We start from the raw sequence: 26,609 nt of genomic DNA on the forward strand, positions 1-26,609 counted from the left end.
AGGGCGTTCGGCCCGCCGCACGGACGAGGAGGAGCGCCATGGCCGGGACCGGCGAACGACGGGCCAGCATCTATCCGACGCTGCTGTACGCGGACGCTCGGGCGGTGATCACCCAGCTCACGGAGGCCTTCGGCTTCACCGAACTGGCGCGGTACGACAGCGAGGACGGCACCGTGATGCACGCGGAGCTGGCCCAGGGCAACGGAGCCGTGATGCTGGGCTCCAAGGGACGCGGCGGCGCCTTCGACGCCGCGATGAAGAACGCGGGCACCACGGGGGTCTACGTGGTGGTGGACGACGTCGACGCCCACCACGCGCACGCCGTGGCCAAGGGCGCCGAGATCCTGTTGCCGCCCACCGACCAGGACTACGGCGGCCGGGACTACATGGCCCTGGACCTGGAGGGCAACATCTGGAGCTTCGGTACGTACGCGCCGGAGGTGCCCGCGTAGGGCGGGCGGCCCGGGCCCGGGTCGACGTCGGAGCCGGGCCGGGTCCGGGCGGCAGGACGGCGGAAGGTCGGAGCGGTGCGAGCCGCCCCGGCGGCGCGGGCGGCCCCGCCGTCCTCAGGATCCGCCGCCGCCGGTGTGGACCTGGAACGCCGCCCGGCGTACCGCCTTGGCCAGCGCGGGGTCGGGGTGTGCGGCGGCCAGTGCCACGAGCACCTGGACCGTGCGGGGGTGGCCGACGGCCTGAACCGCCTTCAGGAGTGCGGGGACCGAGGCTTCGGGGGCCGAGTCGAGGTGGCGTACGAGGAGCGGGGCCTCGCCGTGGTCGGCGACCGCGGCGGCGGTGTCGACCCACAGCCAGGTGGCCTCCTCGCGGCTGAGCTTCAGGTGCGCGTCCTCGGGGTCGATGCCGTCGAGCTCCGCGAGCAGCAGGACCGCGTACGGGCGCAGTGAGGTCTCGCCGAGCACGGCGCGCACCTCGGCCTCGGCCGGGGCGCCGACGACGCGGAGCGCCTCGAAGGCGAGCCCGCGCAGCAGGGCGTCCTCGCCCCGGGCGGCGGCGAGGAGGTCCCCTACGGCGCTGCCCACGGGGCGTGCGGCGAGCCAGGCCCGGTACTCGGCACGGGCGGCGTTCGGGCGCAGCGAGGCGCAGCCGCGGAGCATGTCCTCGGCGGACTGCTCGATGTTTCCGGCCGGGCTCTGCGCGGCCACGCAGATCTGCTCCAGCTTGACCCACACCGCCCAACTGCCCAGCGGGGTGAGCGCCGCCTGGCTGTCGGAGCAGGTGAGGGCGCCGACGGCGGTCAGGGCGTCGAGGGCCCAGTCGAGCAGCGGCGGGAGCTGTTCGGCGGCCGCGCCCTCCGTGCGGGGCTCGGGCTGCGGTCCGAAGGGAATCTCGCAACGCTCGCTGCGCAGCTCACGGACGCGCTGTTCGAGCAGGTCGAAGAGCTGCTCGACGGGTACGGGCCCGGCGGAGAGCTGGAGCAGCGACAGGACCTGGGGCATCGCCTCGACGACCTCGCCGACGGCCGCGCTGCTGCTGTCCGAGGGCCCCTGTCGTACCAGCGACCAGGCGTCGAAGAACGCGACCCACCCGCGCAGTACCGCGCTGTCGTCCCGGTCCCAGGCGCGCAGTCGCCAGCCGGGGCGGGCGGCGCCGCCCATCGCCTCGACCAGACCGGCGAGGCGGGCGGCGTCCCAGTCGCCCCGGACCTGAGCGGGGGTCAAACCCAGTGCCTCCGCGGCGAGTTCCACCGCGGGGTCGGTCAGCGCACCACCCGGGTCGACGGGGGTCGCGTCCCCCGAGCGCAGCCTGGTCCCCGCCCAGCGCGCGAGACGCGCGGCACCGGAGAGCGAGCGGCGCGCCATCCCGGCGAGCTCCGCACGTCCCGGAGTGCCCTCGGGTGGTCGCGGTGCGGGCCTGTTCGAGGGCCGCTGCCCCGCTGGGCGCGTGGCCGCGGCGAGGGGGCGGGAGCGGACGAGTCGGAGCCTGGAGTCGCGCGGGGTACGGGACGTCACGGGTGCAGTCTTCCGGTTGACGGTCCGAAAACCCAAACGGAATGGCTGGCAGGGCACCCCGGGCCACCGCCTGAGCGGGTACCGGCCGAACCGGACGCGGAGAAAACGGAAGTCTCCGGGGCCGACGGGGCCGGGCGAACGGGGGTCCGGAGTCGGGCGGCGGCATGGACAAATACCCAGACAAGGAGAGAAAAGCGAAACCGGGTACCGGCCTGACGGAGAACCCGCGAGAACCGTAGAGAACCGGCCAACCCGCGAACCGGCACGGCGGGCTCCGCCCGACGAACCGGACAGCGAACCAAGCCAACCAAGCGAATCAAGCGAATCAAGCGACCGATCCAAACGATCGCGCCACCAACCGAACCAGCCGACCGACCGGGACGACCAATCCAGCCGACCGATCCAGCCGACCGAATCGGACGACGGGACGACCGAACGGAACGACCGAGCTAAACGATCGACGTGAGGAAGCGCCGCAAGTGCTCTTCGTACTCGGTGGGCGCGGCATTCCACAGGGCCCCGTGCGAGGCGTGCGGAACGGTGTGCAGCGAGACGAGGTCGGGGCGGCGTTCGGCGAGGGCGAGGGACAGCGCGTACGGGGCGAGTTCGTCCTCGGGGCTGTGCAGCAGGACGGTGGGCGCCCGCAGGGCGGAGGCGGCGGTGATGGCGAGGGCGTCGCCGCGCAGTCCGGTGCGGCCCTGGGCGGCGCGGACCGCCAGCGGCAGTACCGGCGCGGGCGTGTGGCGGGCGGCGGCGAGGCCGCGCAGCACCGCCTGCCAGCTCAGCACCGGGGAGTCGAGGACGAGTCCGCTCACCAGGTCGCCCAGTGGCGAGTTCAGCGCGGCGTGCAGGGCCATCGAGGCACCGGTCGACCAGCCGACGAGAACGAGCCGGTCGGCGCCGAGCCGTACCGCGTGCCGCATGGCCGCGTCCACGTCGCGCCACTCCCGCTCGCCCAGCCTGCTCACGCCGTCGGGCCTGCGCGGGGCCCCGGCGTCGCCGCGATAGGCGAGGTCGAGCACCGGCATCCGGAAGCGGCGGAACAGGTCGAAGAGCACCATCGGGTGTTCCCGGGTGGTGCCGAGGCCGTGCACGGCGATCACCCAGGTCGTACGGGAGTCCGGCACCAGCCAGGCGGGCAGGTTGCCGAGTTCACCAGGGACCTCGATGTCCTCGTAGTCGATCCCGAGGGCGCTGCGCGGATCGCCGATGTGGACCTGCGGCGTGAAGTGCACGCGGGTGCCCCGCTCGACGGTGCCTCGGGTGACGGCGTCCAGCCGCCGAACGACCGTGTCGGCGGGTGCTCCGGGGTCCGCCTCCAGGACGGGACCCACGATCGCGTGGCAGTCCTCGCCGGTGAGCCCGAAGACTCCGGCGCGCAGCGAGGCCAGGGAACGGGTGAGCACGATCCGGCCTGCATCGAGGTCGGCCTCGTGCACGGTCAGCCGGGGTTCGGTGGGCAGCGGCCTGCCCGGTTCGGCCCGCAGCGCGGGCTCGCTGGCGAACCGGCCGGCCGCGAGCGCGGCCGCGCCCGCACCCAGCACCGCGGAGACGGTCGCCGTCGTCGCTGTCACAGTGCGCACCGCTCCAGTGTGCGTTCGGTACCGGGGTTCGGCCAGCCGGGAGCGGCGGGGCGCACGACCGCCCGTACGCGCCGAGCGCCTGTACGCGCCGACCGCCCATATGCGCCGCGCTCAGCGCTCGCCGACCGCCCCAGGGCCCTCCGGGCTCCCCCTCCACGCCCTCGGGCCGCGACGCGGCGGATCAGCCACGGCAGCGGCGTCCCGGCGCCCAACCGGTACCGGCAGCGGGCCGACGCCCGCACCCGAAGCGGGACCAGCGCTACGGCGGCAGCGGCGGAGGGAAAGAATCGGGGGTGCGGGCGTGGGCGTGCGCCTCCCGCGTCAACCGCCCCGCGCCGTCACCTCCGCGCCGCCCCGCCCCGCCCCCTCCGCGCCGGTCGCCTCCGCTCCCCCTCCCGCCCCTCCCTTCACCTCACCCCGACACCCCCTGCCCGTACCCCTGCAGCCGCCGCCCCGCCTCCGCCACCTGTTCCGCGCTGAGGAGTGTGGGCGTGCGGCCGGGGACCGAGCTCGCGGTGAGCCAGACGCGGCACATCCATTCCAGCTGGGCGGTGCGGTCGTAGGCCCGGGCGAGGGTGTCGGCGTAGGTGAGGGTGCCGTGGTTGCGCAGGAGGCAGGCGGTGCGGTCGCGCAGGGCGTGCCGTACGTGGGCCGCCAGTTCCTCGCTGCCGTAGAGGGCGTAGTCGGCGACGCGGACCGGGCCGCCGAGGTCGCCCGCCATGTAGTGGACGAGCGGGAGTTCGGGCACCAGCGTGGAGACGGCGGTCGCGTGTACGGCGTGGGTGTGGACCACGGCCGCCGCGTCGGTGGCCCGGTAGACGGACAGGTGCATGGGCAGTTCGCTGGTCGGCTTCAGCGCGCCGAACAGGCGGTGCCCGTCCAGGTCCACCCCGAGGGCGTCGGCCGGGGTCAGCCTGTCGTACGGAACGCCGCTCGGGGTGACGAGCACGGTGCCGCCGATGCGCACCGACACATTGCCGGAGGTGCCGACCACCAGGCCGTCCGCCACCGAGCGCCGGGCCGTGGCGACCAGCTCGTCCCAGGCCTGTTCCCGCGTCTCCCTGTCCAGGGGGGTGCTCTCCATGACGGCGATCCTGCCAGCGGTCCGAGCCGACGCCGCACGTGCCGCCCGCGGACGTGCGACACGCCCGCCGCGCCGGCCTCACCCCCGGGCTCCCCCACCCCGCCATGTCCGCTATGCACCTATTCACCCGATTGGTGAATATTCGTCAGATAGGCATGTTAATACGCAAAATCAGCACATTCCGGAGCTAGCCTCACGGTGTTTTGTCCTGCACATCGCGACCCGGGGGCAACATGGCTCACGCTCCGCAACTCAACCGCCGCCGCGCCCGCCTCATTTCGGTGGCCGTGGCTTCCCTCGCCCTCACGGGCACGACTCTCGCCACGAGCTCGGAGGCCGTGGCAGTGGCGAAACCACGGGGCCACGACGTGTCCTCGCACCAGGGGAAAATCAACTGGTCGCAGGCGAAGAAGAACGGCGCCCGGTTCGTCTACATCAAGGCCACCGAGGCCACGAACTACCGCAACCCGTACTTCGCAAGCCAGTACAACGGCTCGTACCGCGCGGGCATCATCCGGGGCGCGTACCACTTCGCGCTCCCGAACAAGTCGTCCGGCAAGACCCAGGCGCAGTACTTCCTCAAGCACGGCGGGAAGTGGAGCCCGGACGGCAAGACCCTGCCGCCCGCGCTCGACATCGAGCACAACCCCTACGGGGCCAACTGCTACGGCATGAGCCCCCGCTCGATGGTCAACTGGATCCAGTCCTTCAGTGACGAGGTGAAGCGGGTCACCAAGCGCCGCCCGGTGATCTACACCAGCACGAAGTGGTGGAACGCCTGCACGGGCAAGAGCCGCGCGTTCGCCAAGTCGCACCCGCTGTGGCTGGCGAACTGGTCCTCGTCCCCCGGCCCGATGCCCGCGGGCTGGTCGTTCCAGACCTTCTGGCAGCACTCCACCAAGGGCAAACTGCCCGGCGACCAGAACGTCTTCAACGGAGCCATGTCCCAGCTGAACAGGTTCGCGTCCCGATAGCGGCCGCGACCGCCGCCCCGCCGCCCGCACCCCCGCGGGCGGCGGGGCGGAGCCATCGGTTCCGCCCCGCGGCCGCGGATACGGACGGGGACAACGGTGCCGGTGGGCGGCGGGTTGTACGCGGACACGCCGGACGTGCGACAGTGACACTTCGAAGCCCTGGTTAGTTCATGTTCCGTTCACCCAGGTTGCTTACGTTCATCGCGCCAATGTCGCCGAACCGAAGTCTGGGTTAATGGAAAACTTCACCCTTCTGCTCGGGGTAGTGATCGTCACCGCCCTCGCGTTCGACTTCACCAACGGATTCCACGACACAGCCAACGCGATGGCGACGACCATCTCGACCGGCGCACTGAAGCCCAAGACCGCGGTGGCGATGTCCGCCGTACTGAATCTCGTGGGCGCCTTCCTCTCCGTGGAGGTCGCCAAGACGATTTCCGGCGGGATGATCGACGAGAGCGGCATCCAGACCGAGGTGATCTTCGCCGCACTGGTCGGCGCCATCCTCTGGAATCTCGTGACCTGGCTACTGGGACTGCCGTCGAGTTCCTCGCACGCCCTGTTCGGTGGCCTCATCGGCGCCGCCGTGATGTCCGCCGGCTGGTCCTCCGTCAACGGCTCGACGGTGGTCACCAAGGTGCTGCTGCCCGCCGTGGCCGCCCCGCTGGTCGCCGGAATCGCCGCGGCGCTCGCGACCCGGCTCACCTACCGGCTCGGCTCCAGGACCGACGAGAAGGCGACCGCGAAGGGCTACCGCGCCGGGCAGATCGCCTCGGCCGGACTCGTCTCGCTCGCCCACGGCACCAACGACGCGCAGAAGACGATGGGCATCATCACGCTCGCGCTCGTCACCGGCGGCGTGCTGTCCCCCGGCTCCAACCCGCCGGTCTGGGTGATCACCTCCGCGGGTATCGCCATCGCGCTCGGCACCTACCTCGGCGGCTGGCGCATCATCCGCACCATGGGCAAGGGCCTGACCGACCTCGCTCCGCCGCAGGGCTTCGCCGCCCAGACCAGCGCCGCGACGGTCATCCTCGCCTCCTCGCACCTGGGCTTCTCGCTGTCCACCACGCAGTCCTGCTCCGGCGCCGTGATGGGCGCGGGCCTGGGCCGCAAGGGCGGCGTGGTCCGCTGGTCGACCGCGACCCGGATGTTCATCGCCTGGGGTCTGACCCTCCCGGCCGCAGGTCTCGTCGCCGCCGGTGCACAGCTGCTGACCGAGCAGGGCGACTGGGGCACCGTGCTGACCGGCGTCCTCCTGGTCGCGGGCTCCGCCGCCATCTGGCTGCTGTCCCGCCGCCGCCCGGTCGACCACCACAACGTCAACGACGTCGACGGCGCCGAGGAGCCCGCCGGAGTCGTGACCACCGCGGTCGCCGCCGTCGCGCCGCCGCCCACCGGTACCGCCGGTACCGCCAACTCCACGAGCCCGGCGCAGGCCGAGCCCGCCCGCGCCTGAGGAGCCCCGTATGGACATCGACTGGGCCGCTCTCGGTTCCGTCTTCGGAGTCAGCCTGGTGGTGACCGTCGCCCTGGTCGGCGTGTTCACCCTCGGCATCGTCTCGCTGGCCCGGCGCGAAGCCGCCGTGGCGCAGAGCGAGTCCGCCGCGCTCGCCACCACCGGAGCCTGTGTCTGCTTCGCGCTCTGCGTGGGGGCCGTCGGCTACGGAATCCAGCTCATCGTCGCCTGACCCGCCCGCCGGTACGCCCGCGTGGGCGGACCGTCGAACGACCGGTACGCCGGTGCGCCGCGGAACCTCGAACGGGTCCCGCGGCGCACCGGCGTATCCGTGTGCAATGCCCCCACTTCAACGCGCCCCGCAGGGCGACGCGCACGCCCCTCGGCACGGCGCGCGGAGGCGGACTGTGGGGATCGGCACACTCTCCCCGCCCAGGTCAGCGGCCAGTTGACGGGTGTGGCGGCGCGTGGTGGACTGCCGGAGCCGAAATGTACGGCGGAAGAGAGGAAGCCGGTGCGAATCCGGCGCGGTCCCGCCACTGTCACCGGGGAGCGGTCCCCACACCGGAAGTCACGCCCCCCCGCAGGGGGTTGGAAGGCCGGGGACACCGCGGATCCGGGAGCCAGGAGACTCTCCCCGTCGTCCCGTCGAACCAGGGCGCGGACCCTGAGTGAGGACATGTGACGATGCCGGGCTGCCCGCCTGTCGAACCCTGCCATGCCGAGGACCGAGCGCCCGCGCACACGCGCCGCTCGGTGCCCCGCGCTCCCGGCAGCACCCCCACGCACCGTTCCGCGGGCGGATCGGCGGTCTGAACTCATGGGTGCCGAGCGAGACTTCGCTTGCGGCGCCGCCGCCGGACTCCTCGGCGACCTGATGTTCGGCGATCCTCGCCGAGGCCATCCGGTCGCCGTGTTCGGGCGTGCGGCGACCGCCGTGGAACGCGGGTTGTGGCGCGATCACCGGGGCTGGGGCGCGCTCTACACCGCCCTGTGCGTCTCGGGCGCCGTGGGCGCCGGAGCGCTCGCCGCGCGCGCGGTGCGCAACTTCCCCGTGGGCGCCGTGGCGTTGACGGCCACCGCCACCTGGGCCGTGGTCGGCGGCACCTCGCTGGCCCGTGAGGCGCAGGCGATCGGCGACGCCCTGGAGTCGGGCGACGTGAGCGCCGCCCGCGCCCGGCTGCCCCATCTGTGCGGGCGCGATCCACAGGCACTCGACGAGGCGGGCCTGGCCCGCGCCGTCGTGGAATCGGTGGCCGAGAACACCTCGGACGCGGTGGTGGGCGCCCTGGTCTGGGGCGCCCTGGCCGGGGTCCCCGGACTGCTCGGCTTCCGCGCGGTGAACACGCTGGACGCGATGGTCGGTCACAAGTCCCCCCGGCACCTGCGGTTCGGCTGGGCCTCCGCCCGCCTCGACGACCTCGCCGGAGCGCCCGGTGCGCGGCTCACCGCCGTACTCGCCGTGTGCGCCGGAGACGATCCGCGCGCGGCACTGCGGGCCTGGCGCGAGGACGCCCAGCGGCATCCGAGCCCCAACGCGGGCCCCGTGGAAGCCTCGTTCGCGGGCGCGCTCGGCGTCCGTCTCGGCGGCACGCTGTCCTACGCGGGCCGGGTCGAGCACCGGCCGGTACTCAACGGCGAGGGCCGGGACGTACGACCGGCCGACATCGCGCGGGCGGTACGGCTCTCGCGCCGTGTGACGGCGCTGGCGTTCGGAGTGTGCGCGGTGGCCGGACTGCTGCGCCGCCGGAAGGGTGTGCGATGACGACGGCCGGACGCGGCGGACTGCTGGTCGCGGGGACGACCTCGGACGCCGGCAAGAGTGTGGTGACGGCGGGCATCTGCCGCTGGCTGGTGCGCCGCGGGGTGAAGGTGGCGCCGTTCAAGGGCCAGAACATGTCGCTCAACTCCTTTGTGACCAGGGAGGGTGCGGAGATCGGCCGGGCGCAGGCGATGCAGGCCCAGGCCTGCCGTATCGAGCCGAGCGCGCTGATGAATCCGGTCCTGCTCAAGCCGGGCGGCGACCGCACCAGCCAGGTCGTCCTGATGGGCAGGCCGGTCGGCGAGCTGAGCGCGCGCGGCTTCTTCGGCACCGAGGACGCACGGCTCGGCTCGGGCCTGCACGGCGGCGGACGCGAGGCGCTCCTGGAGACCGTCGTGGGCTGCCTGGAAGAGCTGCGGGCCACGCACGACGCGGTGATCTGCGAGGGCGCGGGCAGCCCCGCGGAGATCAACCTGCGCCGTACCGACATCGTCAACATGGGCATCGCACGCGCCGCCCGGCTGCCGGTCCTGGTGGTCGGCGACATCGACCGGGGCGGGGTGTTCGCCTCCTTCTTCGGTACGACGGCGCTGCTCGCGCCCGAGGACCAGGCCCTGCTCGCCGGGTACCTGGTCAACAAGTTCCGCGGCGACGTCTCGCTGCTCACGCCGGGCCTGGACATGCTGCGCGGGCTCACCGGCCGCGCCACCTACGGCGTACTGCCCTTCCAGCACGGGCTGGGCATCGACGAGGAGGACGGCCTCAACGTCTCGATGCGCGGGGCGGTGCGCGAGTCCTCGGTGGCCGAGCCGTACGGCGAGGACGTGCTGCGGGTCGCCGTCTGCGCCGTACCGCTGATGTCGAACTTCACCGATGTGGACGCGCTGGCCGCCGAACCGGGCGTCGTGGTGCGGTTCGTGGACCGTCCCGCGGACCTCGCCGACGCCGATCTGGTCATCGTGCCCGGCACCCGCGGCACCGTGGGCGCGCTGCGCTGGCTGCGCGAGCGCGGGCTCGCCGACGCGCTGGCGCGCCGCGCGGCCGAGGACCGTCCGGTGCTCGGCATCTGCGGCGGCTTCCAGTTGCTCGGCGAGCACATCGAGGACGAGGTGGAGTCCCGGGCGGGCTCCGTCGAGGGACTCGGACTGCTGCCGGTGCGGGTGCGGTTCGCGCGCGAGAAGACCCTGGCCCGGCCGAGCGGCAAGGCGCTGGGCCAGCCGGTCGAGGGCTACGAGATCCACCACGGCGTCGCCGAGGTGAACGGCGGCGAGCCCTTCCTGGACGGCTGTCGCTCGGGCGCCGTCTGGGGCACGCACTGGCACGGCTCGCTGGAGACCGACGGCTTCAGGCGCGCCTTCCTGCGGGTGGTCGCCGCCGCCGCGGGCCGCCGCTTCGTGCCCGCGCCGGACACCTCGTTCGCCGCGCTGCGCGAGCAACAGCTCGACCGGCTCGGCGACTTGATCGAGGAGCACGCCGACACCGACGCCCTGTGGCGCCTGATCGAGTCCGGCCCACCGCCCGGCCTGCCCTTCGTGCCACCGGGGGCGCCATGACCACCGGCGAGGAGCGGGCCCGCACCCCGGGCCCCGCACGCCGTCCGCGGACGATCCCTGGCACATCCCCAGCCCAACCCCGTATCCCCGAAGGCCATCTGGAGGGCGAGCAGTGAGCAGCACCCCCTATCCGTTCACCGCACTGGTGGGCCAGGACGACCTGCGGCTCGCGCTGCTGCTGAACGCCGTGTCCCCGGCGGTCGGCGGCGTGCTGGTACGCGGCGAGAAGGGCACCGCCAAGTCCACCGCGGTACGGGCCCTTTCGGCACTGATGCCACAGGTGACGACCGTGGCCGGGTGCCGTTTCTCCTGCGACCCGGCGACGCCGGACGCGCGCTGCCCCGACGGGCCGCACGAGAGCGGCGGCGGTGTCGCGCGCCCCGCGCGGATGGTCGAACTGCCGGTCGGCGCCTCGGAGGACCGGCTGGTGGGCGCCCTGGACATCGAACGGGCCCTGGCCGAGGGCGTGAAGGCCTTCGAGCCCGGACTGCTCGCCGACGCGCACCGCGGCATCCTCTACGTGGACGAGGTCAACCTCCTGCACGACCACCTGGTGGACCTGCTGCTCGACGCGGCGGCGATGGGTGCCTCGTACGTGGAACGCGAGGGCGTGTCCGTACGGCATGCGGCGCGCTTTCTGCTCGTCGGCACCATGAACCCCGAAGAGGGCGAGCTGCGGCCCCAGTTGCTGGACCGGTTCGGGCTCACCGTGGAGGTGGCCGCCTCCCGCGAGCCCGAGCAGCGGGTCGAGGTGGTCCGGCGCAGGCTCGCCTACGACGAGGACCCGGAGACCTTCGCCGCCCGCTGGACGCCCGAGGAGCAGGCGCTGCGGGAGCGCGTTGCCGCGGCCCGCGCGCTGCTGCCCTCGGTACGGCTCGGCGACGGCGCGCTGCGCCAGATCGCCGCCACCTGTGCGGCGTTCGAGGTGGACGGGATGCGCGCGGACATCGTGATGGCGCGTACCGCGACCGCGCTCGCCGCCTGGGCCGGACGCGAGGACGTGCTCACCGAGGACGTACGCCAGGCCGCGCTTCTCGCGCTTCCGCACCGGCGCCGCCGCAACCCCTTCGACGCGCCCGGCCTGGACGAGGACCGGCTGGACGAGATCCTGGAGGAGAACCGGCCCGAGGAGCCGGAGCCGTCACAGGGCGCCGAACAGCCCGGCGAGGGCGAGGAACCCGGCGAACCGGAGCAGGGCACCGACCCGGAGGACGATCCGGACGGTCCGGGACCGGACGGCCCCGGCGGCGGCCTCCCGCCCCAGCAGGACGGGCCCCGGGACGGCCCGCCGCCCACCGACGCACCGGAAGCGACCGACTCCACCGAGGCCGAGGCGCCGGCCGTCCCGCCGCAGGGCCCGCAGCCCTCGGGCGTCGGCGCCGAGGAACAGCAGGCGGTACGGGCGGGCGAGCCGTTCCGTACCAGGACGCTCAGCGTGCCGGGGCTCGGCGAGGGCGCGGCCGGGCGACGGTCGCGGGCGCGCACCGAACTGGGCCGTACCACCGGCGCACGGCGCCCCAACGGCACCCTGACCAAGCTGCACCTGTCCGCGACGGTACGGGCGGCGGCGCCGCACCAGCGGGCGCGCGGGCGCAGCGGCCCGGGTCTGGTGGTGCGCCGTGAGGATCTGCGGCAGGCCGAACGGGAGGGCCGCGAGGGCAACTTGGTCCTCTTCGTGGTGGACGCCTCCGGTTCGATGGCCGCGCGGCAGCGGATGACCGCGGTCAAGGGCGCCGTTCTGTCGCTGCTCCTGGACGCCTACCAACGGCGCGACAAGGTGGGCCTGGTGACCTTCCGCGGCGCCTCGGCCGAAGTCGCCCTGCCGCCGACGTCCTCCGTGGACACCGCAGCCGCGCGCCTTCAGTCGCTGCCGACCGGCGGCCGCACCCCGCTGGCCGCCGGTCTGCTGCGCGCCCACGACGTCCTGCGCACCGAGCGCCTGCGGGACCCCGCGCGCCGGCCGCTGCTCGTGATCGTCACCGACGGCAGGGCCACCGCCGCGGGCCACCGGGCCACCGCACCGGACGGACCGCTGGCCCAAGCCGCCCGCGCCGCACGGCTGTTCGCCGCCGAGCGCACCGCCTGCGTCGTCGTCGACTGCGAGAGCGGCCCGGTACGGCTCGGGCTCGCCGGGCGGCTCGCCGAGGACCTCGGCGCCACCGTCACCACCCTGGACGGCCTGCGCGCCGACGCGCTCGCCGGGATCGTCCGGGACACCCGGGAGGCCGGTCCCGCGCGGACCGCCCGGGAAACCCGTCACACCATCACCTCCGGGAGGGCCGCGTAATGCCGCAAGGACAGCCCACCGTCGTCCCCGACGACGGTCTCACCACCCGCCAGCGCCGCAACCGCCCGCTGGTCCTGGTGCACACCGGCATCGGCAAGGGCAAGTCGACGGCCGCCTTCGGGCTCGCGCTGCGCGCCTGGAACCAGGGCTGGCCGATCGGGGTGTTCCAGTTCGTCAAGTCGGCGAAGTGGAAGGTCGGCGAGGAGAACGCGCTGCGCGTGCTCGGCGCCTGTGACGAGGGCGGCAGTGTCGACTGGCACAAGATGGGCGAGGGCTGGTCCTGGATCCAGCGCGAGCCCGCCGCCGGTGAGATGACCAACGAGGACAAGGCCCGCGAGGGCTGGGAGCAGGTCAAGCGGGACCTGGCGGCGGAGAAGTACAAGCTCTACGTACTGGACGAGTTCGCCTATCCGCTGCACTGGGGCTGGATCGATCCAGCCGAGGTCGTCTCGGTGCTGCGCGACCGGCCCGGCAACCAGCACGTGGTCATCACCGGCCGCAACGCCCCGCAGGAACTGCTCGACTTCGCCGACCTGGTGACCGACATGTCCAAGGTCAAGCATCCGATGGACGCGGGCCAGAAGGGCCAGCGAGGCATCGAGTGGTGACTTCGGTACCCCGGCTCGTCATCGCCGCACCGGCCTCCGGCAGCGGCAAGACCACCGTCGCCACCGGCCTGATGGCGGCGTTCACCGAACGCGGACTGGCCGTCTCCCCGCACAAGGTGGGCCCCGACTACATCGACCCCGGCTACCACGCCCTGGCCACCGGCCGCCCCGGCCGCAACCTGGACGCGTACATGTGCGGGACCGGCCTGGTCGCGCCACTGTTCGGGCACGGATCGCGGGGCTGCCAACTCGCCCTGGTCGAGGGCGTGATGGGCCTGTTCGACGGTGCGGCCGGCGCCGGTGAACTGAGTTCCACGGCGCAGGTCGCCAAGCTGCTCAAGGCACCGGTCGTCCTCGTCGTCGACGCCTCCTCGCAGTCGCGCTCGGTGGGCGCGCTGGTGCACGGCTTCGCCTCCTGGGACCCCGGCGTACGGCTGGCCGGGGTGATCCTCAACAAGGTCGCCTCCGACCGGCACGAGACGCTGCTGCGGGAGGGCCTGGACGGCTCCGGCGTACCGGTCCTCGGCGTCCTGCGCCGTGCGCCCCAGGTCGCCACGCCCTCCCGGCACCTCGGCCTGGTCCCGGTGGCGGAACGCCATCAGGACGCGCTCGGGGCCGTCCGCGCGATGGCGGCCCGGATCGGGGAGGGGTGCGATCTGGACGCGTTGCTCGCGCTGGCTCGTAGTGCGCCGCCGCTCGATGACGGGGCGTGGGATCCGGTGGAGGCGGTGCGGGGTGCGGGCGCTGGAGTGGGCGCCGGGGCCGGCGTGAGCGCAGGCGCGCAAGCGGGCTCGGACTCCGGCTCCGGCTCCGGCTCCGGCTCCGGCTCCGGCTCGGGCTCGGGCTCGGGCTCGGGCTCGGGCTCGGGCAGGCCGAGGATCGCGGTGGCGGGCGGTGCCGCGTTCACGTTCTCGTACGCGGAGCACACCGAACTCCTCGCGGCGGCGGGCGCCGAGGTCGTCCCCTTCGACCCGCTGCGCGACGAGCGGCTGCCCGAGGGCACGGCGGGCCTGGTCATCGGCGGCGGCTTCCCCGAGGTGTACGGGCCCGAGTTGTCCGCCAACGAGCCGCTGCGCGCGGCGGTCGCCGCACTGGCGCGTGCCGGGGCGCCCATCGCCGCCGAGTGCGCCGGACTGCTGTATCTCTCGCACTCCCTGGACGGGCGCCCCATGTGCGGCGTACTGGACGCGAAGGCGCGCATGTCCGAGCGGCTCACCCTCGGCTACCGCGAGGCGGTGGCACTCGGCGACAGCCCGCTCGACGCGGCCGGAACCCGGGCCCGCGGCCACGAGTTCCACCGCACGGTCATCGAACCCGGCGCGGGCGCCGCACCGGCTTGGGGGTTCACCACTCCCGAGCGCCGGGTGGAGGGTTTCGTCCAACGCGGCGTGCACGCCAGTTATCTGCATACGCACTGGGCAGCGCGCCCGGAAGCCGCGCGCCGGTTCACCGAGCGGTGCGCGGGCCGATGAGCCGGGGCGGGGCCAGGCAGGGGGCGGACGGTGCCGGGAACGGGCAGGGTGCGGACGGTGCCGGGGACGGGGAGAGTGCGGACGGTGCCGGGGACGGGGCAGGCGATGTCGGGGTACGTGCCGTCGGGACGCGAGCTGTCCGGGCGCGCGGCGCCGGGGACTGCGCCGGTGACCCCACCGCCGCCGACGAGTTGGTCCTTGTCGTAGGTGTCGGTGCCTCGACGGGTGCCGCCGAAGCCGAAGTGTCCGCTCTCGTAAGTGGCGCGCTGGCCACTGCGGACCAGTACCTCGCAGGGCCGCCCAGGCTCCGGGTGGCGGCACTGGCCACTCTCGACACCAAGGCGACGGAGCCCGCGCTCGTGGCGGTCGCCGCCCGGCTCGGGGTGCCGTTGCTCGCGTACTCGGCCGCGCGGTTGGCGGCCGTTCGTGTCCCCCACGCCTCCGACGCCGCGCTGTCGGCGGTCGGCACGCCTTCGGTCGCCGAGGCCGCCGCCCTCTGTGGTGGCGGTGAACTCCTCGTCCCCAAACGGAAGTCGGCGGCACACCCGGCCCGGGCGACCTGCGCGGTGGCACGTACCACCGCCCCCCAAGTTCCCTGGCCCGGCGGCGACTTCGCCGCGCCTCCACCCCCGGACGCCCTTCCCACCACTGAGTTCACAGACGCCTGTCCCGTAACCCCGCCCCCCGGAACAGGCGCGAGCACCCGCACTCCTCAGCACACCAGGACCAGCACGGCGATGCACCTCTCCCCTCCCGTACGCCCCGACGACCTGTCCCCCGACCGGGCCTCGGACCGCCACACGCACCCCCGAGAAGAGCGGACCGAAGCCCCCGCCCCCGCCCCCGCTCGCGGACACGGACATGACCTACGCCACCACGGCGACGCCGAAGTGCGCGACGACGGCGCGGAGTTGACCGACCTCGCGGTGAATGTGCGGACCGGCACTCCCCCGGCCTGGCTCGCCGAGCGGATCGCCGGTTCGCTCGGCGGGCTCGCCGCATACCCGGACGGACGCGCCGCGCGAGCCGCGGTCGCCGCGCGGCACGGGCTGCCGGTGGAGCACGTACTGCTGACCGCCGGTGCCGCCGAGGCTTTCGTCCTGCTCGCCCGGGCGCTCCCGGTGGCCCAACCCGTCGTCGTACACCCGCAGTTCACGGAGCCCGAGGCGGCGCTGCGGGACGCGGGACACCGGGTCGGCCGGGTGGTCCTGCCGGCGGCCGACGACTTCCGGCTGGACCCTGAGTCAGTCCCGGACGACGCCGACCTGGTCGTCATCGGCAACCCGACCAACCCGACCTCGGTCTTGCATCCCGCCGAGCCGATCGCCCAACTCGCGCGCCCCGGACGGTACTTGGTGGTCGACGAGGCGTTCATGGACGCGGTCCCCGGGGAGCGGGAGTCGCTGGCCTCGCGTACCGACGTACCCGGCCTGATCGTCCTGCGCAGTCTCACCAAGACCTGGGGTCTCGCGGGCCTGCGCATCGGCTACGTACTCGCCGCACCCGACACGATCGACCGCCTCGCCCACGCCCAGCCCCTCTGGCCGGTCTCCTCCCCCGCCCTCGCCGCCGCCGAGGCGTGCATGACACCGAGGGCTCTCGACGAAGCGGCCACGGCCGCCGAGCAGATCGCCCACGACCGCGCCGCCCTGCTCGCCGGTCTGCGCCGCTTCGCCCCGCACGGCCTGACCGTGGCGGGCCCCGCCGAAGGCCCGTTCCTCCTCGTCCGGGTCCCGCGCGCCGACACAGTACGCGCCCGCCTGCGCCAACTCGGCTTCGCCGTACGCCGCGGCGACACCTTCCCGGGCCTGGACACGGACTGGCTGCGCATCGCCGTACGGGACGAGGAGACCACCGGCCGTCTGCTCACGGCGCTGGAGAGGGCACTCGGAGAGCCCGAGTAGATCGGCGAGCCCGAGTAGATCGGCGAGCCCGAGTGGAAAGGCACGTCCCCGCCCCCGCTTTCGCCGCCCCGGCACCCACCCCGCCCGCCCTCGGCCCGAAGACCGAGAGCGGGGGGGCGGGCGCCTCACGCCCAGGTCACCGTGCCGCGCTCGCGCACTCGTGCGGCCAGGTCAGCCCCGACGGCGCCGAGCCAGTGCGAAGGCGCAGGCGCCCGCGCCGAGCAGGGCGATCGCGCCGCTCACCAGGTACGGGGTCTGGGAGCCACCGCCGGTGGCGGCGAGGTCGTCCTGCGAGGTCTGCCGCTCGGTCTGGGGCTCGGCCCCCGTCCCCGCGCCGTCCTTGCCCTCCGGCCGCTCGGGCTTCCCGGCCTCGTCTCCCCCGTCGTCGGGCCCGCCGGGCTTCTCCGGCTCCGCGGGCTTCCCGGGCTTCGCGGCAGGCGTCTCGCAGGTCGCCCCGGCCAGCGTGACCCGCCCCGTCACCTTGGCCACACCGAGCTTCAACGGGTCGACGGAGACGGCCAGTTCGAGTGCGGAGGCGGCGGCGGTACGGGAGGTGGTGTGGCGCTTGGCGAGGTCGAGTCGTACCTCGCCGACGCCCGGCACCGTCACCTGGGTGGTACCGCTCGTGGACAGTGTCACCTTCTTGCCGAGGACGGTCACGGAGCCGAGCAGGTTCGCCTCGGCGACCGGTTTGCGGCCCGTTTCGCAGGTGGCGCGGGAGCTGACCGCGCCGACCTCGATCAGGGACAGCAGGGGCAGCCCGGGCAGGTTCAGCTTGGCGTGGGCCAGTTCGGTGCGCCCCTCGGCCCTGGTCCCGCTCACGGTCGCCTTGGCGGAGGCCACGTCGGCGCGCAGCACGCTGAACGGCTTGCCGTGGTCGACGCCGTCGAGCCGGGCGGTCAGCGCGGTCTTCTCGGCGCTCTTCGGCGCCCGGACCTCGTTGAGGGTCAGGGTGAGCGGCACGTCGACGGTCTTGTTGAGCAGCGAGACGTCGAGATCGGTGCGCAGGACGACCGCACTGGCGCGCCCGGTGTCCGGCCGGTCCGTCGTGGTCGCCTGTGCGGTGCCCGCCCAGGCGGGAGCTGCCGGGACGGCGAGCAGGGCGAGGCCCGCGCAGCCCGCGGCGAGCCGGGGCACGGCGGTCCGTACGGACCCGTTTCGGGGCATGCGGAAGGAAGTGGTGCTGTTCAAGGTGGTGGGACCCCCACAGGAGATGTTCGGTGGAGGACGCCTTCGCGCACCCGGCACGAGGGGACCGGCCTTGGCCGCGTCGGCGTCCGTGCCGGGAATCCTGACTCAGATCGGGTGAACCGGCGGCAATCCGGGACCGGTTCACCCCAAAGGGGTGCACCGGCACCTTCATTCGATTTCGGCCCGGGTCCACAAGCGGCCAACGGCGGTCGCGGCAAAGGGAGTTCGGCTCCGCCCCGGCGCCCACCACAATGCGGTGGTCAACGACCGGCGCGGCAACGGGAGTTCAGCCCGCCCTCGCCGCCCCTCCCGTCAGCGAACCACCACTCCCCCCACCACCACATGCCGCGGATCCGCGAGCACCCGTACGTCCGCCCGCGGATCGCTGTCGTAGACGACGAGGTCGGCAGGGGCGCCCTCGTCCAGCCCAGGGCGCCCGAGCCAGGCGCGCGCGCCCCAGGCGGTGGCCGAGAGGGCTTCGAGGGGCGGGATTCCCGCGGTGACGAGTTCGGCGACCTCGTCGGCGACCATGCCGTGCGGCAGGGAGCCGCCCGCGTCGGTGCCGACGAAGATCGGTACGCCCGCGTCGTAGGCGGCGCGGACGGTGTCGTAACGGCGTTCGTGCAGCCGCCTCATATGGGCCGACCAGCGGGGGAACTTCTGCTCGCCGCCCGCGGCCAGCTTCGGGAAGGTGGCGATGTTGACGAGGGTGGGCACGATGGCGACGCCGCGTTCGGCGAAGAGCGGGATGGTGTCCTCGGTGAGGCCGGTGGCGTGCTCGATGCAGTCGATGCCCGCTTCGACCAGGTCGCGCAGCGAGTCCTCGGCGAAGCAGTGCGCGGTGACCCGTACGCCGAGCGCGTGCGCCTCGGCGATGGCGGCCTCCAGGGCGCCGCGCGGCCAGCAGGGGGTGAGGTCGCCCGCCTCGCGGTCGATCCAGTCGCCGACGAGCTTGACCCAGCCGTCGCCGCGCCCGGCCTCCTGGGCGACGAAGGCGGGCAGCAGGGCGGGCTCGATCTCGTGGCCGTAGTTGCGGATGTAGCGGCGGGTGCGGGCGATGTGCCGGCCCGCCCGGATGATCTTCGGCAGATCGGCGCGGTCGTCGATCCAGCGGGTGTCCGAGGGCGAGCCCGCGTCCCGCAACAGCAGGGCGCCCGCGGCCCGTTCGGCCAGCGCCTGCTCCTCGGCGGTCTCCTTCGGCACGGCGCCGTGCGCGTCGAGGCCGACGTGACAGTGCGCGTCGACCAGGCCGGGCAGCGCCCAGCCCTGGACGGTGCGCACCTCACGCGCTTTGGCCGGGCGTTCGTAGGTGATCCGCCCCGAGACGACCCAGAGTTCGTCGCGTACGTCCTCGGGCCCGACGAGCACCCGCCCCTTCACGTGCAGCACCGCGTGATCGCTCATGCCCGCACCCTAAACCGACGGGGCCGCGGGCTGGAGAGGGCCTCGGCGGCGTTCGGGCAACTAGGCGCGGCGAACGCCCAGTTGCCCGTGGAAACGCCGCTGGACAGGCTCTAGGAGACCTTGTCCGGGGGCGGCATGCCCTCTTCGACACTGGCTGCCGCCGGGTCGAGTACGCGGGCCAGGAAGTGCCGGGTCCGCTCGTGCCGGGGCCTGCCGATGACCTCGGCGGGCGGGCCCTGTTCGACGATGACGCCGCCGTCCATGAAGACGACCCGGTCGGCGACCTCGCGCGCGAAGCTCATCTCGTGGGTGACCACCATCATCGTCATGCCCTCGTCGGCGAGCATGCGCATGACGGCGAGGACATCGCCCACCAGTTCCGGGTCGAGCGCCGAGGTGGGCTCGTCGAAGAGCATCACCTCCGGGCCCATCGCCAGCGCCCGGGCGATCGCCACGCGCTGCTGCTGGCCGCCGGACAGGGACGCGGGGAACGCCTTCGCCTTGTCGGTGAGGCCGACGCGTTCCAGGTTCTCGGCGGCGATACGGCGTGCCCGCGCCTTGTCCCGGCCCAGTACCCGCCGCTGCGGCAGGGTGAGGTTGTCGGTCACCGACAGGTGCGGGAAGAGGTTGAACTGCTGGAAGACCATGCCGATGCGGCGTCGTACGGCATCGATGTCCACATCGGGGTGGGTGAGTTCGCTGCCGCCCACGAACACCCGGCCCGCGCTGGGCTCTTCGAGCAGGTTGACGCAGCGCAGCAGCGTGGACTTGCCGGAGCCCGAGGGCCCGATGACACAGACCACCTCGCCCCTGGCGACCGTGAGGTCGATGCCGCGCAGCACCTCGTTGGCGCCGAAGGACTTGTGCAGGTTCTCGACGCGGATCTCCGGTTCGCCGGGCGCCGCCGCCTCGTCGGGTGCCTTGTCCAGGGGCGTGCGCTTGCTCATCGGCCGGCCTTCCTCGCGAGCCTCGTGCCCGTCGTCCGCGCTCATCGGGTGGACTCCGCCGCCCGTGACTCCAGTTTGCGCACCACGAAGCCCAGCGGGACGGTCACCAGGAGGTAGCAGAGCCCGGCGACCAGGATCGGGGTGGAGTTCGCGGACTCGCTCGCCAAGTCCCGTCCGAACTTGGTCAGTTCGCGTTCCTCCAGGGTGACGCCGAGGAACAGCACCAGCGAGGAGTCCTTGAAGAGCAGAACGAGTTCGTTGGTCAGCGGCGGGATCACGATCCGGAACGCCTGCGGGATCACGATCGAGATCATCGCCCGCGGGTGCGAGAAGCCGAGCGAACGCGCCGCCTCCAACTGCCCCTTGGGCACGGCCTGGATGCCCGCCCTGATCGTCTCCGCCATGTACGCGGCGGAGACCAGACCGAGGGCGAGCGCGACCTTGCCGTACGTGCCGCCGGGGATCTCGGTGCCGGGGAAGGCCAGCGGGACGGCCACCCCGACGAAGATGAAGATCAGCAGGGCGGGCAGACCGCGGAAGATCTCGATGTAGATCCCCGCGAGCCAGCGGTACGGCGCCACCGACGACAGCCGCATCAGCGCGATCACCATGCCGAGCACCAGTCCGAGCACGAAGCCGGAGAGGGTGTACACCACGGTGTTGCGCAGCGCGATGGTGATGATGTCCGGGAAGAGTTCCTTGGCCAGGTCGGTCTGCGCGAACTGGTTCTTCAGCCGGTCCCAGTCCGCGCTGACGCCGATGGCGACCACCGCGGCGAGGAACACCGCGTACTGCAGTCCGCGCGAGATCGCCCGCTTCTGGCGCCGGGTCAGTCCGGTCCTGGTGGGGGTACGGCTGCTCTCGGCAGTGCTCATGACGCGGCGGCGGAGGGCTCGGCGGCCGACTGGTAGGGGCCGATCCACTTCTCGTACAGCTTCTTGTACGTGCCGTCGGCCTTGGCGTCCGCGATCGCCTCGTTGATGGCCTTCAGCAGCTTGGTGTTGCCCTTCTTCACCGTGATGCCGTACTGCTCACCGGTGTTGAGGTTCTCGACGACCTCGAAGGCCTTGGCGTTGTCCGGGTCCTTCAGCCAGCCCTGGACCACCGGGTAGTCGATGATGACGGCTTGGACCTGCTTGGTGCGCAGACCGTTCAGGACCGCGTCGGAGCTCTCGAAGGAGGTCGCGCCGAGCTTGTTCTTGGTCGCGTACTCCTCACCGGTGGTCTGCGCCTGGGCGCCGAGCTTCTTGCCCTTGGCCTTGAGGTCGTCGAGCGAGTCGATACCGCTGCCCTTGGCGACCAGGACGGCCTGCGTGGCCTCGAAGTAGGGGTCGGAGAAGTCGACGTTCTTCTTGCGCTCCTCGGTGATCGTCATGCCCGCGGCGGCCAGGTCGCACTGGCCGGAGTTGAGGGCGGCGCCGGTCTTGAAGTTCTCGAAGGGGATGTCCTGGATGGTCTGCTTCACCTTGAGCTTCTCGGCCACGAGGTCGACCAGCGCGACGTCGAAGCCCTGCACCTTGCCGTCGATGTTGGACTGGAACGGCGGGTAGGGCAGGTGCGTGCAGGTCGTCAGCTTGCCCTCCTTGACCACCTCGACGCCGCCCGCGGCGGTGCCTCCCTTGTCGTCCGAGGAACAGCCCGTGACGACTGCCAGCACGGCGGCGGCGGTGAGGGCGGCCAGGGTGCGGGCTCTGCGGCCGGGGACCGTCGGATTCACGGGGAACCTCCAAAGAAGAAGCGAACCGGCGGGCGGGGTTGCCGGTGTGCCGGTGGGGCTGACGGCCGGGCCGGGACCCGGTCGCCGTACGGGGCTTGGGGCGTGCCGACTGTACGACCAAATGCCGGTCCCCGCCCCGTAGCGGAAGGACCCGGCCGCCGCTGTGTCGTGATCCGGTCGGCGGGGGCCGGATCACGACGCGGAAGCGGCCGTTCCACTGCGCTCGGGGCACCGGTTTCCGGCCACCCCGTCAGGGCGGCGCGAGACCGGCACACAGATGCAATCACACCCCTCGCACCGACATCGGACCTGGTCCGCCGCTGGTCGTCGGTCCCGTGCGGGCACGGCTGCCGGTCCTGCGCGGGTGCGCCTGGGAGCGGTTTCCGGGAGGTGGTGGCCTGAAGGGGAAGCCCGCGGTCGATCGCCGCGCATGCCTACGAACTGGTCGGGTGCACACAGGCGGGCGGACCGGTCGTTCACGGACGACCTCGGGGCCGGATCCGCACGTTCGGGCGGCATGCGTGTACCGGACAGGCTTAGGGTCGAGTGAGGCCCTGCCCGCCCCGCACCGGAGAGCAGCACCGTGACGCACCCCTTTCTCGACCTGCCCCCGATGAGCGCCGCGCAGTTCGCCGCGATCGAGGAGCGGGTGGCCCGGCTCCTCGGCACCCGGCAGGACGTGGTGATCACCCAGGGCGAGGCGCTGCTGCCCCTGGAGGGATGCATCCGCTCGGCGGCCGGGCCCGGCACCACCGCGCTGAACGTGATCACCGGCCCGTACGGGCAGACCTTCGGCGGCTGGCTGCGCGACAGCGGGGCGAAGGTGGTGGACCTGGCCGTGCCCTTCGACGGGGCGGTCACGGCCGCGCAGGTGAAACGGGCGCTCGCGGACGAACCGGCGATCGACTTCGTCTCGCTGGTCCACGCGGAGGCCGCCACCGGCAACACCAACCCGGTCGCGGAGATCGGCGAGGCGGTGCGCGCGCACGGCGCCCTGTTCATGCTCGACGCCGTGGCCTCGGTGGCCGCGGAGCCGCTGCTGCCCGACGAGTGGGGCGTGGACCTGTGCGTGATCGGCGCCCAGAAGGCGATGGGCGGTCCGGCCGGGGTGTCCGCGGTCTCGGTGAGCGCCCGGGCCTGGCAGCGGATGGCGGACAACCCGACGGCTCCGCGCCGCTCCTATCTCTCGCTCCTGGACTGGAAGCAGCGCTGGATCGAGCCTGGGCGCACCGCCCTGCCGCACGCGCCCGCCCAGTTGGAGATGCTGGGCCTCGCGGCCTGCCTGGACCGCATCGAGGCGGACGGTCCCGCCGCGTTCGCGCACCGGCACGCGACGGCGGCCGCGGCCACCCGGGCCGGGGTGCTCGCGATGGGCGGCGGCCTGGAGCCGTACGTACGCGACAGCGCGGCGGCGGCCCCGGTGGCCACCACTCTGCGCACGACGGGCGGCATCGACGCCGCGGCGCTGGTGCGGTGCGCGCTGGCGCCCTCGGACGAGCTGCCGCTCGCCGCGGGCGGTGGCGCGCTGGCGGCGGAGCTGGTGCGGCTGAACCACTACGGGCCGATGGCCACCCCCGAGGTGGTCGACGCCGCCCTGTGCGCGCTCGGCGCCGGGCTCACCGAACTGGGCGGGTCCCCGGACGTACGGGCGGGCCGCAGGGCCGCGGCTGCGCTGTGGGAGTGAGCGCGGCGGGCGCGGCAGGGGCCGTCCGGCCGGGGGCGGCCCGGCATGGGGCGTGGACGGATGCGAGGAACCGAGGGGGGTACACGATGACGGGAATGCGACCCGGTGTGACGGCGTGCGCCGCGCGGGGAGGGCGTGAGCGCCGTGCGTGCGTCGTGTCCGCCGCCGGGTTCCCGGGCGACACGCGCCCTCGGGCCCTCGCGAGCTTCCGGAAGCCCGCGTGCGCGTCGCGCGGGAATGCGCCCCGGCGCACCACCGGTTCGGTCACTTTGCGCTCCGCACTTGTCACAGAGTGCCGTTCGGGGACTTCTGTGATATTCCCTCGGGGCAGCGGAACACTGAATTCACCATTATCTCACGAGAAACACTGGTGCGCTTTTTCAGCGTAGCTTCCCATTCGCTTCTGCCCTGTTTTCGGGAAGCTAAACGCAAAGATTGCGTGAGAACAGAGCCACGTAATTCGGGCTGGTCTCCGGAGAGTTACGGGCCTGTGACACACTCCACAGCTCGCCCGATACGCCCGAAACATCCAGGACAAATTCCATCATCTCGCCGGAGCTTTGTGCGGGCGGGCGCGCACGCGCGATAACACAGAAACGCGGTCTTGGTAACCCCTGCTGGCGATGCAATTTTCGGAATTGCTCGGTAAATTCAATTTGCATGACCGCTGCACAGGCAGACCTCGTACGTGCCCGCCAGGGCTTTGCAGAAATGCCGGAGGGACTGCGGCTCGACACCCCGGAGGTGGAGGACGGAGCCGCTGTCTGGCGCATTGCCCGCGACTCCAAGACCCTCGACCTCAACTCCTCGTACGCCTACTTGCTGTGGTGCCGTGACTTCGCCGGCACCTCGGTGGTGGCCCGCGACGAGAGCACGGATGAGCCGGTCGCCTTCATCACCGGCTACATCCGGCCCGAGCGCCCGCAGACCTTGGTGGTCTGGCAGGTCGCCGTCGACGCGTCGCACCGGGGTAAGGGCCTGGCCGCGGCCCTGCTCGAAGGCCTCGTCTCGAAGGTCGCCGAGCAGCAGGGAATCGACTGTCTCGAGACCACGATCAGTCCGGACAACGCCGCCTCCCAGCGCCTGTTCACCGCGTTCGCGGAGCGCAGGGGCGCGAAGGTCGCCCGCAAGGTGCTCTTCGACGCGGGCATGTTCCCCGAGGAAGGACACGAGCCAGAGGTGCTGTACCACATCGCCCCCCTGGCCCAAGCTTCGTGATCACACGGCCCGCGCTGCCTCGCGAGCCGTCCTCGACACCCCCTCTCTTCAAGCCCCCATCTCCCAGGAGATCGCTGTGACCATCACCCAGCCCGACCTGAGCGTCTTCGAGACCCTGGAGTCGGAGGTGCGCAGCTACTGCCGCGGCTGGCCCACCGTCTTCGACCGGGCGCAGGGCAGCCGTATGTACGACGAGGACGGCCACACGTACCTCGACTTCTTCGCGGGCGCCGGCTCGCTCAACTACGGCCACAACAACGCCGTACTCAAACGCGCGCTGATCGACTACCTGGAGCGTGACGGGGTCACCCACGGCCTCGACATGTCCACCACCGCGAAACGCGCGTTCCTGGAGTCCTTCCAGAACATCATCCTGCGCCCGCGCGACCTGCCGTACAAGGTCATGTTCCCGGGCCCGACGGGCACCAACGCGGTCGAGTCCGCGCTGAAGCTGGCCCGCAAGGTCAAGGGCCGGGAGTCGATCGTCTCCTTCACCAACGCCTTCCACGGCATGTCGCTCGGCTCCCTCGCGGTGACCGGCAACGCCTTCAAGCGCGCGGGCGCGGGCATCCCGCTGGTGCACGGCACCCCGATGCCCTTCGACAACTACCTCGACGGGCAGGTCCCGGACTTCCTGTGGTTCGAGCGGCTGCTCGAGGACCAGGGCTCCGGCCTGAACCAGCCCGCCGCGGTGATCGTGGAGACGGTCCAGGGCGAGGGCGGCATCAACGTCGCCCGTGCCGAGTGGCTGCGCCAGCTCGCCGACCTGTGCGAGCGCCGCGACATGCTGCTGATCGTGGACGACATCCAGATGGGCTGCGGCCGCACCGGCGCCTTCTTCTCCTTCGAGGAGGCGGGCATCGTCCCGGACATCGTGACGGTCTCCAAGTCCATCAGCGGCTACGGACTGCCGATGTCGCTGTGCCTGTTCAAGCCCGAGCTGGACGTCTGGGAGCCGGGCGAGCACAACGGCACCTTCCGCGGCAACAACCCGGCCTTCGTCACCGCGGCCGCCGCCCTGGAGACCTACTGGACCGACGGCGCCGCGATGGAGAAGCAGACCCTCTCCCGGGGCCAGCAGATCGAGGAGACCCTGGCCGCCCTGCGCGAGGAGCACAGCGCGGACATCAAGCAGTACCGGGGCCGCGGCATGGTGTGGGGCGCCGAGTTCCACGACAAGCCCAAGGCCTCGGCCGTGGCGCAGCGGGCCTTCGAGCTCGGCCTCCTGGTCGAGACCTCCGGCCCGGAGAGCGAGGTCGTCAAGCTGCTGCCCGCTCTCACCATCACGCCCGAAGAGCTGGACGAGGGACTGCGCACCCTCGCCCGCGCGGTGCGCGAGACCCTCTGACCGTCCCGCCGCCGGACTCCGAACAAGCAAGAAAGGCCCAGGCACACCGTGATCGTCCGTTCGTTCCAGGAGATCGAAGACACCGACCGCCATGTGAAGAGCAAGTCAGGCACATGGGAGAGCAAGCGGATCATCCTCGCCAAGGAGAAGGTCGGCTTCTCGCTGCACGAGACCGTCCTGTACGCGGGGACGGAGACCTCGATGTGGTACGCCAACCACGTCGAAGCCGTCCTGTGCGTCGAGGGCGAGGCGGAGCTGACCAACGACGAGACCGGCGAGAAGCACTGGATCCGTCCCGGCACCATGTACCTCCTGGACGGTCACGAGCGCCACACCCTGCGCCCGAAGACGGACTTCAGGTGTGTGTGCGTCTTCAATCCTCCTGTGACCGGACGGGAGGACCATGATGAGAACGGCGTCTACCCGCTGCTGACCGAGGAGGGCTGA

Annotated in this window: 22 protein-coding genes and 1 riboswitch; of the genes, 14 read left to right on the forward strand and 8 right to left on the reverse strand. The window is 72.7% G+C overall.

What is annotated here, in order from left to right; translation table 11 throughout:
• Window positions 1–38 precede the first annotated feature (38 nt).
• On the forward strand, window positions 39–452 hold the full coding sequence (locus HUT18_RS04720; RefSeq protein ID WP_176098065.1) for a VOC family protein: 414 nt from the start codon (window positions 39–41) through the stop codon (window positions 450–452).
• Between the two features lie 114 nt (window positions 453–566).
• Here HUT18_RS04720 and HUT18_RS04725 read toward each other — a convergent pair whose 3' ends face one another.
• The 3 genes from HUT18_RS04725 to HUT18_RS04735 form a co-directional block, all read right to left on the reverse strand.
• Window positions 567–1,967 (reverse strand): hypothetical protein, encoded by a 1,401-nt coding sequence (locus tag HUT18_RS04725; RefSeq protein ID WP_176098067.1) that lies wholly within the window; start codon window positions 1,965–1,967, stop codon window positions 567–569.
• 449 nt (window positions 1,968–2,416) lie between these two features.
• The gene (locus HUT18_RS04730; RefSeq protein ID WP_176098068.1) at window positions 2,417–3,550 is read right to left on the reverse strand and encodes a S9 family peptidase; all 1,134 of its coding nucleotides are present in this window, start codon (window positions 3,548–3,550) and stop codon (window positions 2,417–2,419) included.
• Window positions 3,551–3,962: 412 nt separating this feature from the next.
• Window positions 3,963–4,634: a class II aldolase/adducin family protein gene (locus HUT18_RS04735; RefSeq protein WP_176098070.1), complete on the reverse strand. Its 672-nt coding sequence runs from the start codon at window positions 4,632–4,634 to the stop codon at window positions 3,963–3,965.
• Window positions 4,635–5,002: 368 nt separating this feature from the next.
• Between HUT18_RS04735 and HUT18_RS04740 the strand changes: the two genes are divergently transcribed.
• From HUT18_RS04740 to cobC, 9 genes are all read left to right on the forward strand, one after another.
• Complete coding sequence (locus HUT18_RS04740; protein WP_368661503.1) at window positions 5,003–5,608, forward strand: lysozyme; 606 nt, start codon at window positions 5,003–5,005, stop codon at window positions 5,606–5,608.
• A 235-nt stretch (window positions 5,609–5,843) separates the two neighbouring features.
• On the forward strand, window positions 5,844–7,067 hold the full coding sequence (locus HUT18_RS04745) for an inorganic phosphate transporter (protein WP_176098074.1): 1,224 nt from the start codon (window positions 5,844–5,846) through the stop codon (window positions 7,065–7,067).
• Window positions 7,068–7,077: 10 nt separating this feature from the next.
• Window positions 7,078–7,299 carry a hypothetical protein gene (locus HUT18_RS04750; protein ID WP_176098075.1) on the forward strand — a complete coding sequence of 74 codons (222 nt, stop codon included), beginning with the start codon at window positions 7,078–7,080 and terminating at the stop codon, window positions 7,297–7,299.
• Window positions 7,300–7,547: 248 nt separating this feature from the next.
• Window positions 7,548–7,704: riboswitch (cobalamin riboswitch) on the forward strand.
• 183 nt (window positions 7,705–7,887) lie between these two features.
• Window positions 7,888–8,832 carry a cobalamin biosynthesis protein gene (locus HUT18_RS04755; RefSeq protein WP_176098077.1) on the forward strand — a complete coding sequence of 315 codons (945 nt, stop codon included), beginning with the start codon at window positions 7,888–7,890 and terminating at the stop codon, window positions 8,830–8,832.
• Complete coding sequence (locus HUT18_RS04760) at window positions 8,829–10,382, forward strand: cobyric acid synthase (protein ID WP_176098079.1); 1,554 nt, start codon at window positions 8,829–8,831, stop codon at window positions 10,380–10,382. The genes HUT18_RS04755 and HUT18_RS04760 overlap by 4 nt, the downstream gene beginning before the upstream one ends.
• Before the next feature lie 112 nt (window positions 10,383–10,494).
• Window positions 10,495–12,669 (forward strand): putative cobaltochelatase, encoded by a 2,175-nt coding sequence (locus HUT18_RS04765; RefSeq protein ID WP_176098081.1) that lies wholly within the window; start codon window positions 10,495–10,497, stop codon window positions 12,667–12,669.
• The gene (gene cobO / locus HUT18_RS04770) at window positions 12,669–13,277 is read left to right on the forward strand and encodes a cob(I)yrinic acid a,c-diamide adenosyltransferase (RefSeq protein ID WP_176098083.1); all 609 of its coding nucleotides are present in this window, start codon (window positions 12,669–12,671) and stop codon (window positions 13,275–13,277) included. Before HUT18_RS04765 ends, cobO begins: the two co-directional genes overlap by 1 nt.
• Window positions 13,274–14,749 (forward strand): cobyrinate a,c-diamide synthase, encoded by a 1,476-nt coding sequence (locus HUT18_RS04775; RefSeq protein ID WP_176098085.1) that lies wholly within the window; start codon window positions 13,274–13,276, stop codon window positions 14,747–14,749. The genes cobO and HUT18_RS04775 overlap by 4 nt, the downstream gene beginning before the upstream one ends.
• On the forward strand, window positions 14,746–16,653 hold the full coding sequence (cobC, locus tag HUT18_RS04780) for an Rv2231c family pyridoxal phosphate-dependent protein CobC (protein WP_254878425.1): 1,908 nt from the start codon (window positions 14,746–14,748) through the stop codon (window positions 16,651–16,653). Before HUT18_RS04775 ends, cobC begins: the two co-directional genes overlap by 4 nt.
• A gap of 171 nt (window positions 16,654–16,824) precedes the next feature.
• On the opposite strand, the gene HUT18_RS04785 is transcribed toward cobC, so the two are convergent.
• The 5 genes from HUT18_RS04785 to HUT18_RS04805 all read right to left on the reverse strand — a co-directional run bounded on the left by HUT18_RS04785 (window position 16,825) and on the right by HUT18_RS04805 (window position 21,912).
• Complete coding sequence (locus HUT18_RS04785; protein ID WP_176098087.1) at window positions 16,825–17,820, reverse strand: SCO1860 family LAETG-anchored protein; 996 nt, start codon at window positions 17,818–17,820, stop codon at window positions 16,825–16,827.
• 336 nt (window positions 17,821–18,156) lie between these two features.
• Window positions 18,157–19,248: an amidohydrolase family protein gene (locus HUT18_RS04790; protein WP_176098089.1), complete on the reverse strand. Its 1,092-nt coding sequence runs from the start codon at window positions 19,246–19,248 to the stop codon at window positions 18,157–18,159.
• A gap of 110 nt (window positions 19,249–19,358) precedes the next feature.
• Entirely contained in the window at window positions 19,359–20,195 is an 837-nt protein-coding gene (locus HUT18_RS04795) for an amino acid ABC transporter ATP-binding protein (protein WP_176098091.1), read from the reverse strand.
• 41 nt (window positions 20,196–20,236) lie between these two features.
• A complete protein-coding gene (locus HUT18_RS04800; RefSeq protein WP_176098093.1) occupies window positions 20,237–21,070 on the reverse strand; it encodes an amino acid ABC transporter permease in 834 nt (277 codons plus the stop codon).
• Window positions 21,067–21,912 carry a transporter substrate-binding domain-containing protein gene (locus tag HUT18_RS04805; protein ID WP_176098095.1) on the reverse strand — a complete coding sequence of 282 codons (846 nt, stop codon included), beginning with the start codon at window positions 21,910–21,912 and terminating at the stop codon, window positions 21,067–21,069. The genes HUT18_RS04800 and HUT18_RS04805 overlap by 4 nt, the downstream gene beginning before the upstream one ends.
• 583 nt (window positions 21,913–22,495) lie before the next feature.
• Between HUT18_RS04805 and HUT18_RS04810 the strand changes: the two genes are divergently transcribed.
• The 4 genes from HUT18_RS04810 to HUT18_RS04825 all read left to right on the forward strand — a co-directional run bounded on the left by HUT18_RS04810 (window position 22,496) and on the right by HUT18_RS04825 (window position 26,609).
• Window positions 22,496–23,596 (forward strand): alanine--glyoxylate aminotransferase family protein, encoded by a 1,101-nt coding sequence (locus HUT18_RS04810; protein ID WP_176098097.1) that lies wholly within the window; start codon window positions 22,496–22,498, stop codon window positions 23,594–23,596.
• A 660-nt stretch (window positions 23,597–24,256) separates the two neighbouring features.
• Window positions 24,257–24,814 carry a diaminobutyrate acetyltransferase gene (gene ectA / locus HUT18_RS04815; RefSeq protein ID WP_176098099.1) on the forward strand — a complete coding sequence of 186 codons (558 nt, stop codon included), beginning with the start codon at window positions 24,257–24,259 and terminating at the stop codon, window positions 24,812–24,814.
• 76 nt (window positions 24,815–24,890) lie between these two features.
• Window positions 24,891–26,162, forward strand: coding sequence for a diaminobutyrate--2-oxoglutarate transaminase (ectB, locus tag HUT18_RS04820; RefSeq protein ID WP_176098101.1), 1,272 nt, complete (start codon window positions 24,891–24,893; stop codon window positions 26,160–26,162).
• Between the two features lie 48 nt (window positions 26,163–26,210).
• Window positions 26,211–26,609, forward strand: coding sequence for an ectoine synthase (locus tag HUT18_RS04825; protein ID WP_176098102.1), 399 nt, complete (start codon window positions 26,211–26,213; stop codon window positions 26,607–26,609).

The organism is Streptomyces sp. NA04227, assembly GCF_013364195.1.
Lineage (GTDB): Bacteria > Actinomycetota > Actinomycetes > Streptomycetales > Streptomycetaceae > Streptomyces.